This is a genomic window from Burkholderia sp. PR2 (assembly GCF_052372875.1).
Classification (GTDB): Bacteria; Pseudomonadota; Gammaproteobacteria; order Burkholderiales; family Burkholderiaceae; genus Burkholderia; species Burkholderia diffusa.
This window is the reverse complement of sequence record NZ_JBQRWH010000001.1, coordinates 352,058-368,943: the sequence shown is the minus strand read 5'-3', so window position 1 is coordinate 368,943 and position 16,886 is coordinate 352,058. Positions and strand designations below refer to the sequence as shown.

13 protein-coding genes are annotated in these 16,886 nt (G+C 61.7%); all 13 read right to left on the bottom strand.

Annotated elements, in window-relative coordinates; translation table 11 throughout:
• Positions 1-18: 18 nt before the first annotated feature.
• Positions 19-1,329 carry a thioredoxin family protein gene (locus ACT2FV_RS01595; RefSeq protein WP_444503046.1) on the bottom strand — a complete coding sequence of 437 codons (1,311 nt, stop codon included), beginning with the start codon at positions 1,327-1,329 and terminating at the stop codon, positions 19-21.
• 17 nt (positions 1,330-1,346) lie between these two features.
• The gene (locus tag ACT2FV_RS01590; protein WP_444503045.1) at positions 1,347-1,757 is read right to left on the bottom strand and encodes an ExbD/TolR family protein; all 411 of its coding nucleotides are present in this window, start codon (positions 1,755-1,757) and stop codon (positions 1,347-1,349) included.
• A 1-nt stretch (position 1,758) separates the two neighbouring features.
• Positions 1,759-2,484, bottom strand: a complete 726-nt coding sequence (locus ACT2FV_RS01585; protein WP_444503044.1) for a MotA/TolQ/ExbB proton channel family protein — start codon at positions 2,482-2,484, stop codon at positions 1,759-1,761.
• A gap of 30 nt (positions 2,485-2,514) precedes the next feature.
• Positions 2,515-3,159, bottom strand: a complete 645-nt coding sequence (locus ACT2FV_RS01580) for an energy transducer TonB (protein WP_444503043.1) — start codon at positions 3,157-3,159, stop codon at positions 2,515-2,517.
• Positions 3,160-3,287: 128 nt separating this feature from the next.
• Positions 3,288-4,028, bottom strand: coding sequence for a TonB-dependent siderophore receptor (locus ACT2FV_RS01575; protein ID WP_444503889.1), 741 nt, complete (start codon positions 4,026-4,028; stop codon positions 3,288-3,290).
• Between the two features lie 24 nt (positions 4,029-4,052).
• On the bottom strand, positions 4,053-5,582 hold the full coding sequence (locus ACT2FV_RS01570; protein ID WP_444503042.1) for a TonB-dependent siderophore receptor: 1,530 nt from the start codon (positions 5,580-5,582) through the stop codon (positions 4,053-4,055).
• Positions 5,583-6,061: 479 nt separating this feature from the next.
• Positions 6,062-7,036: a FecR family protein gene (locus tag ACT2FV_RS01565; protein WP_444503041.1), complete on the bottom strand. Its 975-nt coding sequence runs from the start codon at positions 7,034-7,036 to the stop codon at positions 6,062-6,064.
• A gap of 42 nt (positions 7,037-7,078) precedes the next feature.
• Complete coding sequence (locus ACT2FV_RS01560) at positions 7,079-7,570, bottom strand: RNA polymerase sigma factor (RefSeq protein WP_444503040.1); 492 nt, start codon at positions 7,568-7,570, stop codon at positions 7,079-7,081.
• A gap of 635 nt (positions 7,571-8,205) precedes the next feature.
• Positions 8,206-10,899: an aminopeptidase N gene (pepN, locus tag ACT2FV_RS01555; RefSeq protein WP_444503039.1), complete on the bottom strand. Its 2,694-nt coding sequence runs from the start codon at positions 10,897-10,899 to the stop codon at positions 8,206-8,208.
• A gap of 601 nt (positions 10,900-11,500) precedes the next feature.
• Positions 11,501-13,534, bottom strand: a complete 2,034-nt coding sequence (locus ACT2FV_RS01550) for an ATP-dependent nuclease (RefSeq protein WP_444503038.1) — start codon at positions 13,532-13,534, stop codon at positions 11,501-11,503.
• A gap of 373 nt (positions 13,535-13,907) precedes the next feature.
• Positions 13,908-14,411 (bottom strand): integrase core domain-containing protein, encoded by a 504-nt coding sequence (locus ACT2FV_RS01545; RefSeq protein ID WP_444503888.1) that lies wholly within the window; start codon positions 14,409-14,411, stop codon positions 13,908-13,910.
• Between the two features lie 77 nt (positions 14,412-14,488).
• Positions 14,489-15,346, bottom strand: coding sequence for an IclR family transcriptional regulator (locus ACT2FV_RS01540; protein ID WP_059600127.1), 858 nt, complete (start codon positions 15,344-15,346; stop codon positions 14,489-14,491).
• Between the two features lie 109 nt (positions 15,347-15,455).
• Entirely contained in the window at positions 15,456-16,862 is a 1,407-nt protein-coding gene (locus ACT2FV_RS01535; protein WP_444503037.1) for an MFS transporter, read from the bottom strand.
• Positions 16,863-16,886 lie beyond the last annotated feature (24 nt).

Sequence of the window (16,886 nt, the reverse complement as noted above, 5' to 3'; positions counted from 1 at the left end):
CGAAGGAAGGAAAGAGGTTCAAACAGAACGGGGAGCGTTCGCGCTCAGCCACGTCAACAGGGATTCCGCCACATTCGCACAGACGATTGCGGCTTGCCGCACGCTTTCCATGCTGACGACGTCGTATCGCTTCCAGAGGTCCTGGTCCTGCTCCCGGCACTGTTGAATGAATGCCCCGCGGCGCTCCACGAAGGCAGACACCCAAACCGCCCGCGCTGCGGCGTCGTCGCTCGGCGCACTTCCGATCTCGCTGAGTACCTGTTCTGTAGCGCGTTCGATCATCGCGGTGATTTTCTGCTCTTCGTCGTCACGCCAATCGGCCGTGCGGCGAAGCTCCCGATTCACGTACTTCAGGATCATGTGGAGTTTCCCACTGGCCGACCAGTTCGACATGGGCCCGGCCAATCCCTCGAGCATCTGGCTTGCCTCAAGGTCGGCCGATCCGTCACCGACGCCCAGCATCACGGCCGCGCGCTGCAACGCTTCCCATTCCTTTGCCGCGATCCTCTCGCCGGCGAGCTCGCGCGCGTGCGCTGCCTTGATGTGCAACACGATGTCGCGTTCGGTTTCACCCGTGAAGTACTGCGTGATCTCCCAGCGCGAGTGGTAAACGAGTTCATGGAGAACGTCGGTCGTGGCGCGCGCGAGATTCGCGCCCACCGGAATGGCGTGGAAGATCTTCAGCGCCGTCGCATCGGCTTCTTCCGCACCGTCCTTGACTCTGCTCAGGAACTTCCAGATCGAATCGACGAGGTCCCCGAACTGCCGTGGTACCCCGACAACCTCCTCGAACTGACCCCGGTCGCCTGCCAGCCGCGTCGAGGGTTCCTGGACGCGCTCACTTCCGCGCTGCGCGTCCGAAAGCTCGTGATAGCGGCTGATGCATCTATCCTTGTGCGCTTCATCGCCGCCGAAGCTGCACCATTCCACGGCCGGTGTATCGACCGCGGCGGCCTCCGGCTCGTTGTTTCCGGCTTCGCTCGCGGCCGATTCCGGCGTCTCCAGTCCGCATTGCGCGAACCATTTCTCCATCGTCATGCGCATCCGTATGGTCGACGGTCCGGTCAGCCTGTCGTGCTCCTTGCCGTTCGCATAAAAGATCAGCGTCGGAATCGCCCTCACACCGAATTTCTTTCCGCCGTCCGGCTCGGAGTCGATGTTCAGCTTCAGGATCTTCAGTCGCCCCTCGTAGTCCTTCGCAAGCCGATCCAGATGAGGCGCGAGCGCGCGGCAAGGTCCGCACCACGGTGCCCAGAAATCCACGAGTACGGCTGTTTCACCCGACACGTCGTCGAGCAGCGTCGCGGCGGTCGTATCAAGAATTGACATCGTTCATATTCCTCACATTATTTGGATTTCGGCTGCGTAACGAAATCGATTTTCACGAGACCGGCGCGCTGCGCCGCGGAAAGCAGGTCGGCCACCGATTCATAGCGCGCGGCCCGGTCCGCGTACAGCTCGATCTCCGGTTGCGGTTGCTGAGCGGCCGCCTGAGTCAGCCTGGCATCCAGCGCATCGGCTTCGATCGGCTTTTCGTCCCACAGAACCGTCCCGCTCGCGTCGACCGACAAGCTCACGTGCGCGGGCCGCGTATCGTTCGGACTGCTGTTCGCACTTGGCAAGTCGAGCTTGACGGCGTGATTGATCACCGGCAACGTCACCATGAACACAATCAGCAACACGAGCATCACGTCGATGAGCGGCGTCATGTTGATGTCGCTCATAACGTCGTCCTGGCTGTCATCAAAGAACGCCATGTCAGCTCTCCTCGACCGTTGCGACGCGTTTCTGCTCAATATGCACACGAACGGAAGCCGTGCGGTGACGGTCCGAGTTCATCAGGTAAGCGTGCAATTCGTGCCGAAAACGCGCGAGCTTGTGGACGATCATGCGATTGCCGCGAGACACCGCGTTGTAGCCGAGCACGGCCGGGATCGCGACAAACAGGCCGAACGCGGTCATGACCAGCGATTCTCCGACGGGCCCGGCCACTTGCGCGAGACTGCTCTGCCCCGCCTCGCTGATGCCGAGCAGCGCGTGATAGATCCCCCACACGGTGCCGAACAGGCCGACAAACGGCGCCGTGCTGCCGACCGACGCAAGCGCCCCCAGTCCGCTCGCCATTCGCGCAACCTGCTCTTCGAGAGCCACGCTCAGGCTGCGCTGCAGCCAGTCGTCCGGCGAGAGAACTTCCTTCAGGTGTGTATCGTTGTGTCGCTCCGACGCTTCACGCGCGGCCTCCGCGAGATTCTGGTACGGGTTGCTGTTGTCGAAGCGACCGAGTGCCGCACACCCTTCCTCGATCGAACCCGCCTGCCAGAATCTCTGCTCGGCGGCCTTGCTCTGCCTTCTCATGCGGATTAGTTGCGCGCCCTTGTAGAGCATGACCGCCCACGACGTCAGCGACATCACGATCAGAACCAGCGCGATGGCGTGACTGATCATGTCACCGCGATTCAGGATGTCTGCGATTCCGTAATTCATTGCTGTACTCCTCGATGAGCTGCTCGCAGCTCAGTTGTCCAATCTGAAATCAAGTGGTTGAAGCGCACGAACGACGATCGGCGTCCCGTTCTCCAGGTAAGGCTTGCAATGCCCGGCGAGCATCGCGGCGCGCGCGGCCGCATCGAGTTCTTCGAAACCGCTCGATTCGGTGGTCGTCGCCTCCGTGATCCGGCCGTCCATACCGATCGTCACGCGAAGGACGACCTTGCCTTCGTGACCCAACCGGCGTGCACGCGCGGGATAGGGCGGCCGCTCGATGTCGCATGAAACGTGCGCCACGCTCTTGGCATCCTGCCCGTTCCCGAGCGCCATCATCTGCGCTGCCGCCGGCGGCGCCGACGGGGCGCTCTTTGCGCTTGTCTCGACGGGTTGGACGGGGGGCGGCGTAGGCACCGGCGGATCAGGTTCATGCGTTTGCGGAGTCGCCGCCTGGGCCGCACGCGGTGCGTCGTGATGCGTGGCGAGCACGGGCGCGCGGTGCGGCACGGGCGGCTTGCGCGTCACCGGCTTGACGGGTGGCCGCGGCGGAACGGGCGTCGGGGTCGGTTGCGGCGTGTTCACCAGCGTCACGCTGATCGACGATCCGGCCGACGTGAGCTTCCCGGCATGCAGGTCGAGATGGACGTCGGCCTTCCAGAACGCGACCAGCAGCAATGCATGAAGCGCCACTGCCACGCCCACTGCGACAGGTCGGCCATAACCGATACGAGCCTCTCGGCCGACTGCTGCGGGGCCGGATGTATACCTTGACGGCAATACGAGCGAACTATCCACGACATGCCTCAGAAGTTATAGCGTCCGGTCAGGTAAATCAGTCGGCCCGGCTGCAGGCCAACAATCGCTGAAGTCATCTGGTTCTGATAGAGGGTGCGGTTGAACAGGTTCTTGACGCCCAGGGTCGCCGTCCATTGCTTCGTGTGGTAATACACGCTCGCATCGGTCTGCGCTTGCCCCGGAGCCTTGAATACCCCGAAGCGCGAGTCCGACAATTGATAGCCGCTGCGCGCTTCGACGCCCGCGCCCACCCCCCATCCATGCAAACGCTCGCCCTGCAGGTCGTAGGTCATCCAGATCGCGCCGCTATGACGCGGCACTTCGCTAAAACCGTCCGTGATTTGCTGCTGATTGCTAAAGGTGTAGTTCGCGAAAACGTTCAACCCCGGTAACAGACGGCCGGTGACGCTCAGTTCTGCGCCGCGTACCACCATGCCGCCGCCGAGCGTGGAGAAATTTGTGCCGGGAATGCCAACCAGGACGTTGCTTTGCGCCGTTCTGAATACGTCGGCGGTCGCGCTCAGGCGATCGTCGAAGAAGTTGAACTTGAAGCCTGCCTCGACCGATCGCCCGATTTGTGGAGGCGGTACACTGCCATCCAGCAGAAGCGTTCCATATTGCGGGTAGAAACTGCGCAACGCGTTTGCATAGACGGCAACGCTATCAGTGAGCTGGTAAAGGATGCCGAGGTTCGGCGACCATTGCGATTGAGAGGTTGTATTGGTGTCCCATACCGTCCCGCGAGCGATGCTCGCGAGGATATGCAGCCTGTCCTAGGTAATCTGATCCTGGAAGTAGATCGTGCTGGAGTACGATTTGACGGGGCTGCCCGAATATCGCGGCGTCCCGGTAATGGGCGGTGCCGAAGCGTCAGGGAATGGGGCAATGAAAAACCGCAAGGGCAAACTGGTGAAATCTGTCCAATAGTCGCTGTTGCTCACGCCCACGAGAACGGTTTGCTTGACCGGGCCCAAAGAAAACTTCGCCTGCAGATGATTGTCGAGGTCGAAGCCATATGAACGCGAGCGCGAATTGAAGCCCAGAAAAAGTGTCTTTCCGGATCCCAGGCCAATCGGATCATAGAAATCACGCAGAGAGAAGCTCGACTCCTGGTATTGCGCCTTGCTTTCGAACTTGAAGATCGATCCGAGTTGCTGCGTAAAATCGACCGACAGAGTGTCCATCTGGCCCAACGAATTCTGGGACGGCGTGCTGCGCGAATGGACCGGCAGCGGGTCGTCGCCGACCCGAGGTTGTGTCAGCTGTATCGGCGGCCTGTTGACCACCTGATGCTGGTAGCCGAGAACGATGTCCGTGTTACCCGATTTCCATTCGATCGACGGCGCGACGTAGAAGTTTCTCTGGCCGTCGTAACCGCCGAAGGACTCCCCGGCACGCTCGGCGGACAAGACGAACCGATAACGGAGCGACTTGTCACTCGTCAGTGCGCCACCCAGATCGATCGAGCTCATCCAGTCGCCGTAGGAGCCCGTTTGCAGCGTCAGCTGCCGAACGGTTTCGGCGGTCGGTCTTTTGATCACGATGTTGACCACGCCCCCCGGAACCATGGCCCCCGAAAGAATGGAGTCGGCGCCTTTGAGCACTTCGATTCTTTCCACCCCTGCCACCGGAATATCCAGCGAATTGCTGGACCCCGTATCGTTGTGGCCATTGCTCATCGTGGCCGCTGTGAAGCCCCGGACACTGACTTGAGCACCGTTACCCCAGTCCTGCACCGTGACACCGCTCACGTTGGCGAGTGCCTCGGACACCGTTTGAGTCTGCTTGCTGTTGAGCAGGTCCTTCGTGACGACCTGAATCGACTGCGCGGTCTGCGAAATCGGCGTATCGGTGCGCGTCGCCGTGCTGGTCGAATCGGCGACGAAACCCTTATCGAGGCTGGCAGTGCTCGTGCTTTCACTGACCGTAATCGTCGGCAGTACTGAGTCATTTCCAGACTTCGATTTGCTCGGCGAAGGCGGTGGTTCTGACCGCTTGATGACGTAAGTCTTCGCGTCCACTTGCTCGACACGCAGCCCCGTACCGCTCAACAGGCGCGCCAACGCGTCATTCACGGTCAGCATGCCCGACACCGCCGGCGCGGTGCGGCCCGCCACGATGTTATCGGGTGCGAGGATATTGACGCCGGCCTCGCGCGCGAGCTGCGACAGCGTAGCGGAAAGCGACTGCGCGGGCAAATTGACTGAAGTTTGCGCGTACAACGGAATGCTCGCCATTCCGACGACGATAGCCGCCACATGCTTGGTCAACGCCCTTGCTGCAGGCTGCTTTAATTTCTTCATTGTCCCCTCTCTGTCATTGCAAAGATGTGAGTGAGCCTTGACGTTGTTATCGATCAGGCTTCACTACTAAAGACGAAGCAGGGAGCAAAACGGACCAGCGGCGCGCTATAAAAATTTCTCATCGCGGCGATAGCCAAATACTTCCGAATGGCCCTGCCTGCGCGATCTCGAATGAATGGCTTGTCGGTTGCATATCGCCATCGCGAAGCCGATCGGCAGAGGCAAGTTGTGAAGACTCGGGTAGAGCGTCGCTCGAAGACATTGCGCTTCGATGACAACGCGCGTCAGTGCTCGGGCGCACCGGGCGCAACGACGGCTTCGGAACAGGACCGATCGACGGACAGGCTTGTCTATTTGTAGAACGAAATAACTTTGTAGCGTTTCTGTTATGCGATGACGTGTACCGCCGGAGTTGCCATGTCAGACGCGGGCATTGACGGCGCCGTAATCGACGTTTTCGACAACACAGGACAGCGACGCTATCGACGCGATGCAATCACGGCTGTCCCGTCCGGCTGAAACTTCACCGTCACGGGGGCGACCATTGGCAACGATCTCAGCAGAACATCGGGATCCGAAATTGAAAACCCGCCCGTCACGCGAAACCGCGCCGCGACGTTATCCGCAAGCACAATGCGGGCGACTCGGTAGCGCTGCAATTCGTGTACGACGCCGGACAGCGGCGTGCCGTTGAATTGCAGGCGCCGATCCTTCCAGCTCACCATCGCGTCGAATTCCTGGCTGTCGGATACTTCGACGATCTGCGTTCCGGTTGCCCTCGCCGCTTCGTTCGCGTCGAGATCGACGACAGGGCCGCCCGAGCGGAGCGACATCGCGACGCGCCCTTCCAGTACAGCGACGTCCACATCGGCGGGACGAAGGCGTACGGAGAAGCGCGTGCCGACGTCGCGGATATCGGTCGCCCCCGCAATCACATGAAAGGGACGCAGGGAATCGTGCTTGACGGCGTAGAGCGCCTCGCCCTCCAGCATCGTCACTTCGCGGGACCGGAGCCGATTGACAAACTGTATCGACGTCCCGGTGTTGAGGCGCACATGGCTGCCGTCATCCAGAGCGGCGTCGACCTGTTCACCGACAGCCGACGAAAAACGCTGCTCCGACAGTACCGGATTGACTGCCCATGCGGCCACTGCCAATGCGCACGCACTGAAACCGATTGCACCCGCGATTGCGGGCCATCTCGTCGCGCGTCGCGCGACTGCTTCCCGGGAAGGCGAAAGATGACGCCTGTAGCGACTGCGCAGTTCGTGCACGAAAGTGTCAACCTCGCGGTCGACGCTCATATGCTCGGCGATATACGCCAGACGTTTCGGATCGTCTCCAGCCCAGCGCTGGAGCGCAGCACGCGCAAGGGTTCGCTCCTCGCCCCGACCAAAATTGATCGTTACGAGGAGTTCGTCGGCTTCGTCCTTTTGCGACTCGGTCCATGTCATCGTTGAAAATGGCACAATCCGTAGCGAATCGAATGATTCATTCTACAGCAACGCGGTTCTGCACTCTTTCATCGCCTGGACCAGGTACTTGCGCACGACGGTGGTGCTGATTCCCATCTCCTGCGCAGTCTCGTCATACGAAAGACCGTGCAACTTGCACAACACGAATGCCTCCCTGCAACGGGGCGGCAAGGCATCCAGCGCCTTGCCAAGGATCTCCATCCGCTGGCGCCCAGCATAGCGTCGCTCCGGCGTCAGTTCGGATACGGGCAACTGTTCGGCCAGTCCGTCGACCTCGTCGAGCGACTGGTGCGGCAGACGCTTCTTGCGTCGAGCGAAATCGATCTGCAGGTTGCGCGAGATGGCGAACAGCAGGCCGGCCGGCGATTCGACCTGGCTCTGACCGGCATAACGGAGCACCTGCTCAAAGGACGACTGCGCAATATCGGCGGCATCGTCAGCGCTCAACTCCCGGGTGAGAACACGGCGGAGGTCGGCATAGCCCCGCAAGAGATCATCGATAAAGCTAGCCATTTGCGTTGCTCCGTCCCACGTCCTGCGATACATGGAGATCGTAAGAATTGACCGGCTACCGCCCCGTGATCTGACCGGATCAACTTCAAGCGTTCGTCCACAAGATGACACCATCATAGCGACGCCAATTTAGAATGAATTTCTTTTTTTTGGCGGTTTTCACTTCTGTTGAGACATAATTTCCTACCGCCCCCGAGATATTACGTTTCAATTAATATGGCGAATTAGGAACGCATAAATCCCGGCGCAACAGCTTCTGACACGCGCGCAAAGAAAACCAGCACGATAAGCGGTACGATCTCGCGCAAGAAGTACGGAAAGTATTTTTATTCGGAATCGCGTCGTCGTTACATCGATAAATTCGACATACGAATTGAAATCTTCCGAATTGAAATTAGTATGACCACGTGATCGCGTCGGCAATACAGAGCGGAGCTGTCCGACATTGCGTCACGTCTGTCGCGACCGATTCGAGGCGCCGGCGTCTTCGCTCATAGAGGAATCCATTCGATAGCAAATGCTCCGCGCATGATAGGCGGATAGGTGACCGCCGCCTTCGGCATTGGCCATCTATCTGCAAGACGCATGGAATCCCGCACCACCGGATCAATTGAAATCGCCGTCGCGTCCAACCGTCAAGCCAATGCCTTCTCGACGATTTCGCGCACATCGCGCGATTTCGCTCCGGCGGCGACCTGCTCGAGCGCTTCGCGCATCCGGTCGCGCAGCGCCGGCGTGAAGCGGCGCCACAGTTCGAGCGAGCGTGCGAGGCGCGCGGCGACCTGCGGGTTGATCGCGTCGAGCGCGAGCACCTGTTCGGCCCAGAACGCGTAACCGGAGCCGTCTGCCGCGTGGAATTGCGCGGGGTTCGCTGCGCAGAAGCTGAAGATCAGCGAGCGCGCGCGGTTCGGGTTCTTCAGGTTGAACGCGGGATGCGCCATCAGCTTGCGGACCTTCGCGAGCGTCGGCTGGGCCGACGTGCCGCGCTGGGCGGCCTGCATCGCGAACCACTTGTCGATCACGAGCGCGTCCTTCTCGAAGCGGCGGTAGAAGTCGGCCAGCGCATGGTCGGCCGCCTCGTTCGCGCCCGAGGCCGCCGCCGACAGCAGCGCGCCGAGCGCGGCGGCGCGATCGGTCATGTTGTTCGCGGCGTCGTACTGCGCGGTCGCGATGCGCACGCCGTCGGCCGGATCCTCGAGTTCGGCGAGATACGCCAGCGCGAGGTTCTTCAGCCCGCGGCGGCCGGACGCTTCGGGCGTCGGCTCGTAGGCGCCCGGCGTCTGCTGCTGCTCGTACGCGGCGAGCCACTCGGCGCGCAGCGCGGTCGCGAGCTGACGGCGCACGAACTGGCGTGCGCGGTGCACGGCGGCCGGATCGGCCTCGGCCATCTGGTCGGCCAGGTAGGTTTCCGACGGCAGCGTCAGCGCGAGTTCGCGGAACGCGGGTGACAGGCTCGCGTCGGTCAGCACGCGGCGGAACGCGGCGACGAAGTTCTCGCCGAGCGTGAGCGGCTCGTTCGCGGCGGCGCGCGCGGCGAGCGTCAGCAGCGCGCGCGTCGCGAGGCGCTGGCCGGCTTCCCAGCGGTTGAACGGGTCGCTGTCGTGCGCGAGCAGGAACGCGAGGCTGTCGTCGCTATAGTCGTACTCGACGATCACGGGCGCCGAGAAATTGCGCAGCAGCGACGGCAGCGGCTGCTCCGGCACGTCGACGAACGTGAACGTTTGCTCGGCATCGGTGAAGTCGAGCACGCGCGTCGTGCCCGCTGCGGCCGCTTCACCGTCGAGCTGCAACGGCAGGTCGCGGCCGTCGCGACCGATCAGGCCGATCGCGAACGGGATCAGCAGCGGCCCCTGCTGCGTGTCGCGCGCGGCGGCCGACGTATCGCCGTAGCCTTGCGCGAGCGTGACCGTATAGCGGCGCGCGGCTGCGTCGTACGCCGTGCGCACCGACACGCGCGGCGTGCCGGCCTGGCTGTACCAGCGCTCGAACTGCGCGAGGTCGCGCCCGTTCGCGTCGGCCATCGCGTGACGGAAGTCGTCGCACGTCACGGCATGACCGTCGTGGCGCTTGAAGTACAGGTCCATCCCCTTGCGGAAGCCGTCGCGGCCGAACAGCGTCTGGTACATCCGCACGACTTCCGAGCCTTTCTCGTAGACGGTCATCGTGTAGAAGTTGTTGATCTCGACGTAGCTTTCCGGGCGCACCGGGTGCGCCATCGGGCCCGCGTCCTCGGCGAACTGCAGCTGACGCAGCACGCGTACGTCCTCGATGCGCTTGACCGCGCGCGCCGCCGATTCGACGGCGTCGCCCGCGGCCATGTCGGCCGAGAATTCCTGGTCGCGGAACACGGTCAGGCCTTCCTTCAGGCTCAGCTGGAACCAGTCGCGGCAGGTCACGCGATTGCCGGTCCAGTTGTGGAAGTACTCGTGGCCGACCACCGATTCGATGTTCGCGAAGTCGGTGTCGGTCGCGGTCTCGGGGTTCGCCAGCACGTACTTCGTGTTGAAGATGTTGAGCCCCTTGTTCTCCATCGCGCCCATGTTGAAGTCGCCGACCGCGACGATCATGAAGCGGTCGAGATCGAGCGCGAGGCCGAAGCGCTTCTCGTCCCAGCGGATCGAGTGGATCAGCGAATCCATCGCATGACGAGTCTTGTCGAGATCGGCCGGTTCGACCCAGACCTGCAGCAGCTTTTCCTTGCCGGAGCCGATCGTGATCTTCTCCTCGATCGCGACGAGCTTGCCCGCGACGAGCGCGAACAGGTAGCTCGGCTTCCTGAACGGGTCTTCCCACTTCGCGAAGTGGCGGCCGTCGGGCAGCTCGCCGGAATCGACGAGGTTGCCGTTCGACAGCAGCACCGGATACGCGGTCTTGTCGGCGCGCAGCGTGACGGTGTACGACGCCATCACGTCCGGGCGATCGAGGAAGTAGGTAATGCGGCGGAAACCTTCGGCTTCGCACTGCGTGAAGAAGTTGCCGCTCGACACGTAGAGACCGGACAGCGTCGTGTTCTGGTCCGGCGCGCACGCGCTGTCGAGCGTCAGCTCGAATGCATCGGGCACGTTTTCGACCGTCAGCCCGTGTTCGTGCGCACGCACCGCACCGTACGGCGCGCCGTCGAGATGTGCGCCGAGGAATTCGAGCGCTTCGCCCATCAGTTCCAGATGCGGGGCACGGGCCGCGTCCGGGTTGCGGCGCACGCGGATCGTATTCCTGACGATCGTGCGGGCCGGCGCGAGATCGAATTCGAGCGCGACGGAATCGATGAGGAAGGCCGGCGACGTGTAGTCGGTGCGGCGAATCACGGTTTGGGCGATGTTCTCAGCCATGCTCATGCTTCAGGAAAGGGTTTCTCGCTCTGACATTGCTCGCATCGGCTTGAGCTGATGCGCCAGGAACGATCAAGCGGTCATTGCGAAATCACGACGCCTGATCGGACCTTCACGCACCTGAACATCACGTCGCGCGCGAAACGCACTCGCGCCGCGCTCGCACATTCGCTGCGGGCTCCAAGTTGCTTAAGACGATTCAGAACGGTCAAAGGACCAGCCCCATGCAATTGATAATTAAGATTAATGACCGTCACGTTATTGATAAAAACTATCATCCCGCGTAGACTACCCCTCCACCGCCCTAATACACGCGTGATGTGGCAGCTACGAGCAGTGCCGTAGCGACCACGCTATTACCGAACACCTCAAGGGAATCCCCCTCGCCTGACAACCCAACCAAGCCGGAAATCTCCACTTCCGACCGCGACTGATTCTGGTTCAGGGTCAAAAATGCCCGCCCCCCTCCGGAACGCGCTGGCACCGGCCGTGGTCGCGGTCACTCATTCAGGAGAGGTCGAGGTTAACTGGGCAATCGTGCTGTCTTGATAAGGTTCCGTATCCAAATAAGTCGGCTTTGGGCGCGATTCGTTCGCCATCTCTACGCCTTACCGGCGAAGCGCGGATCCTCGTGAAGTCCTTGCTCTGCAGCCCAATCCAACACGACCCCGTGGAGCACTGTCGCGTAATCCTTATCCGGACCGTGAAGGACAACTGGATCATGCTGCCCTCCTTCCAAGAGATCCCGGAGCAATGCTTGCACCTTCGAGCCAAGCTCCGCATCATCTGCGACGTTGATATAGGCGTTCAACGGCTTGTCTTTCAACGCTTCGTCGGCCTCCAAGAAGCGCTCGAAATCCGGAATGCTGACTCGATGCCGCACCGTCATCCCTTCCGCACGCGCTCGTTGAACCGCTTCACGAATCTTGCTGTTTTCTGACCACATGCCGTTCGCACCACCATCCTTGCGGAACGGCGAGTCCGAGTCGTGGACGATCCCGAAGTCAATCTTGAAATGACGGAGGATGTTGATCAACGGCACCAGAATTGCTTTGCCCCGAGCGCGAACGATGGTCACCCGATCGGCAAGTTCATGCTCTCTCTCGACAATTGACGCTATAAACGCCGCGTGCTCGGTGTCGCCTTCGACGAGAATCGGGTAGGAGCCGAAGAAGATCTCTGCCAAACTCGGGTCAATATGCTGTAGCGCCTGTAGGCGACGTTTTGCATCGCCCTCGAACTCGATCGAATCCGAGCGGTATGTCCTGGGGGTGATGTGCGCGTCATGAGGATCGGTGGCTCTCTCGAGTCGCACGATTGTTGTGTGATCAACGAGCGGATTGACGAAATACGGCGAATGCGTTGTTAGCATAACCTGCCAGTCGGCACTTTCCGCTAGTCTATATAGGTGGCGTTGAGCCGCCCGAGCTGCCAATGGATGAAGAGCATTTTCCGGCTCATCGATCAACAGCAGATAGCCGGGGAACGCAGGATCATCCGGGCTCTCCGGAATGGCACCACCGGCATCGAAAGCGGCGATGCGCGCATCGATCTCGGCCAGCTGTTGTGGATCCGCGCCGACCTTCTTCTGAGCCTTGACGACTTCCGCTCGCTCTTTGTCGAGCTTCTTGCGATATGCATCACGCACTTCCTTGTCATGCGCGAGTTCATTGTGGACCTGCAGCATGGCCCAAAACAGCGCTCGACGAGCCCCCGTTCCCTGCTGAACCAAGGCCGTATCGTGTTTCCCATCGCGAATCCGCAGTCCGGACCCCTCCTTAACGAGCCCGTCGATCTTCGGCGCCCAAGGGGCCGTCGCCACATTGAGCCGGACGTCGAGATTTGGGAAAACGCCCTTGAAGCCGGCCGATACGTGGCTGGCGATTTGATTGAAATGCTCTTCATGGGCCGCGCTTAACGAGTTAATCTGGGTAATCACATCACCCAGGGCTTTCCCCAGCGCAGACTCAGCACTAGTTCGCTCTTTCTCGATCATTGAAAGCAATGGGGTGAGAGCCAAGGTCAGCAGAAGTTTTTCGGTGCTCTCTGCATCATCAAGCGATCCAATGCGAAGCACGCGCGGCAATCGTGAATTAAAAACCGGATCGGCGCCGCCCGCCTTGCCGTCTTCAGCCCAATCATTGACTTCCGGATCCCAGGTGCTCCGCACTCGCTCAAATTCAGGCGCCTTCCACTGCCAGCGGCTCCTGACGATCAGCAAACCATCCCTTTCGATTTTCCATTTTTCGTGTACGTTACCAATACCCTCGGGGATGTGAGCCTCAATCTCTACCTCAGACGCCTGCTCAGGAGTAGCCGCCTGGCATCTGTCCCGGCCAATGCTGAAGGTCTGCGTCCCTTTGGCAAGCTCGTACGCGCGTAGTACCGTCGATTTGCCAGAGTTATTTCGCCCGACGAGGCAGACGATGTCGTCAAGTTCGATTGTCACTCCCTCATTGCCAATGCAGCCGATATTGCGAACCGTCATTCGAACCAGCGTTGATCGTTTGGTCATTTGGCGCTCCGTTTCGTTGGCGTTATTGCGCTTCTCTATCCGGTGTGCTGGATGATCGCTCAAACTGAGTCCCACGATAGCAGCGAATCCATGAAGCACACTCAGCGGAAACAGCGCCACTGTGTGGACTGCATTGCGACTACAAGTTCGCCGTGCGTAAGCCGCCCTCAGTTGCTTTGCGGCAAGCAAAGATCTACCAGGTGCTTAGCCGCGGTCGTTCTCGATCAAGAATGCACCGATGCGCGCAGCCACGAGCAGCAGCGCCGCATACGCAGTGGGTGCCGAGTGACCGTCCCCGGTGGTCGCTTTTTGCATGGTCGCTCCTCGTAGGCGTCAAGGTGCGTCAGGGCGCGTCCGCATTGCGAGCGACGCGCAAAGACTCCCTCGTCGCGAGTGGTCAGTCAGTAGTCATTTTATCGAGCGTTGAACGCTCCGCGATTTTGACACTGTCAGGATTTGGCACATGTGTGGCGTAACATGTGTGGCATCGGCACTAGAACGGGGGAGTCGTGGCAGGATTCGAAGAATTGCGTCCGCTCGAAGGCATGGGTGCGCCGCTGAAAGTGCGCAATGAGCTAAGGCAGATGTTCGAGCGTTGGTTTCGGTTGATGCAATTGCCCGAATTGGTCCGGCGCCAATTGCCCCAACGCACTATGCGGACGCACCGAGTTGTAGTCGCGCGCCACGCTTCGATTCGCCTGCGTACATCGTCGAGACTGACGAACGCATGCTGATTCAAACACTCTTCACGCAATCGGCCGTTGAAGCTCTCGATGTGAGCGTTCTCCACCGGTTTGCCGGGCCGAATGAACTGCGGTTTTACGCCGTGCTCGTGTGCCCAGGCGTCGAGCGCCCTGCTGACGAACTCCGGGCCGTTATCCACCTGAATCAGATTGGGGCGCCGTCCTCGCTGCCGCGACTGCTCGAGCACACGCGTCACGCGAACACCCGTCAGCGAGAAGTCGACCTCGATGTGCCGGCACGCCCGGTTCCACATATCGATGATGGTCAACATTCGAATGCGGCGGCCATGCACCAGCGCGCAGCCGGTGCAACGCCGCTTTGCGAAGCCCCCTAACGCTTCGACGAGCGCCCGCGCGGTGCCGCCTTCGCAGTCGCAATCGGTGAGGCTTGCGTCGACGCCAGTGCCGTCCGCTTGAACCAGGGCGAACCAAGCGTGGCCGCGCTCATGTCAGCCGCAGAGGCGAGCAACAGCGGTGCGAGCTCTTTCAGCCGGGATTCCGGCAAGCGGCTTGTCGGGCCGGCGAGGCTCACGATGCCGACTACTTCGTTCGTCACGGGATTACGCACCGCTGCCGCGATCGACGTCATACCGATCTCGTACGTCTCGATCGCCACGCCGTAGCCGCGCTCGCGCGCACCCTTCAGGTCCTTCAGGAATTGCTGGATGGTCTTCGGCGCGCGCGGCACGTTCTGCGTCTTCGCGCTGAGCCCGCCCTGCTTCGACACCAGCTCAATCGCGCGCTCGTCGGGCAGCGTCGCGAGCCATGCCTGGCCGCTCGCGGTGCAATGCAGCGGCGGCTGGCTGCCCATGTCCGGGTCGTAACGCAGCCCGGATTTCGCACCCTGCGCCTTGCCGACGAACGTGATGTGATCGTCCTCGACCACACCGAGCCGCGCCAGTTCGCCGGACGACTCGGCCAGGCGATCGAGCACCGGCTGGGAAATGTCGAACACCCCGCTCGTCGACAGGTAGATCAGCGCGAGCGACACCAGCTTCAGCGCCAGCATGTACTCGCCGTGCTCTTCATCCTGACGCACGAACCCTTCATCGATCAGCATCGACAGCAGGCGATGCGTGCCGCTGCGGGGAATGTTCAGCGTATCTGCAATGGTGGCCAGCGGCATGCGGCCGCCGTTCTTTGCCAGCAATTCCAGCACTGCGAGCGCACGCTCGAGATTTCCTGCCATGGCGCCTTCTCGTCCGTATGGTGAATGTCAAATAAGAACATAATTCCATACTGGAATTCAAGCGAATTTGCGCGGCGCCGAGACCGTGGCCGCGGCGCCGCGCCCGCCATCAATGGCCGGCCGCCCCGCTCACGGCCACGAACGTGCCGCGATGGCGCGCGCCCTTGAGCAGCACCGCTGCGCCGCCCACGGCCGCCGGCACCGCAAGCGCCGCGAAGACCTGGCCGAAGCTCCAGTTCGCATGGAGCATGGCCGCGCCCAGCATCGCGCCCGCAATGCCGCCGAAACGGCCGACGCCGAGCATCCAGCTGGTCCCGGTGGCCCGCATCTCGGTCGGATAGGAGCCGGCCGCCAGCGCGCAGAAGCCCGTATTCGAACCGTTCATGCAGTAGCCGATGCCGAACGCCAGTACGCAGATCACCGTGAACGGATGGGCCGACACGCCCATGTACCAGGCAAGCGCGCCGCCGGCGAGCACGGTCGCGCCAAGCGCCGCGTGCGGATTGAAACGGTCCATCTGCCAGCCGATCAGCAGCGAGCCGACCGTGCCGCCCGCCTGGAACAGCGCGCCGACGATCGCGGCCTCGGCCAGCGAAAACCCGAGCCCGCGGATCAGCGTCGGCAACCAGTTGCCGAGCAGATACACGGTCAGCAAGCCCGCGAAGTAGCAGATCCACAGCATCACCGTGCCGAACGCATGTTCGCGCGACAGAATCGCGCGGACGGGGCTGCGCGCATCGCGCACCGGCTCGGCCGACACGAAGCGCGTGCGCGCGTCGGCAACGCCGGGCTGCACGCGGTTCAGCACGCCGATGAGCCGTGCGCGGCGCTGCTCCGACAGCGCGAGATAGCGCGCGGATTCCGGCAGCCATTTGACGAGGATGGGCACGTACGCAATCGGCAGCACGCCGCCGAGCAGCAGAACCGAATGCCAGCCCCACGTTTCGATCAGCCACGCGCTCACGAAGCCGCCGCCTGCCGCACCGAAGGTGAAGCCGCAGAACACGGCCGTCACCATCAGCGCGCGCCGCCGCGGCGGCGCATATTCGGCCATCAGCGTGGCCGCGTTCGGCATCGACGCGCCCAGGCCGATGCCGGTCAAAAAGCGCAGCACCGTCAGCGACACCACGCCCGTCGCAAACGCCGACGCAATGCTCCAGATGCCAAAGAACGCCACCGCGCTGACCATCACCGTCTTGCGGCCGAAGCGGTCGGACATCGGGCCGGCCGTGAGCGCGCCGAATGCGAGACCGAGCAGGCCGCCGCTCATTACCGGCCCCAGCGCGTCGCGCGGAATCGACCACGCGCCGGAAATCGACGGCGCGATGAAGCCGATCATCACCGTGTCGAGCCCGTCGAGCATCACGATCAGCATGCACAACAACAGCACGAGCCACTGGAACGCGCCCACCGGCCGCGTATCGAGAAACTGTTGAACGTCGAGCGAGCGCGCGTCTTTCGATTCGCGATCCTGAATAGTCTGCTTCGGCTTTCGGGCCGTCTGCGAGGAAGTCATGCTGATGTCTCCGGAAATGTTGTT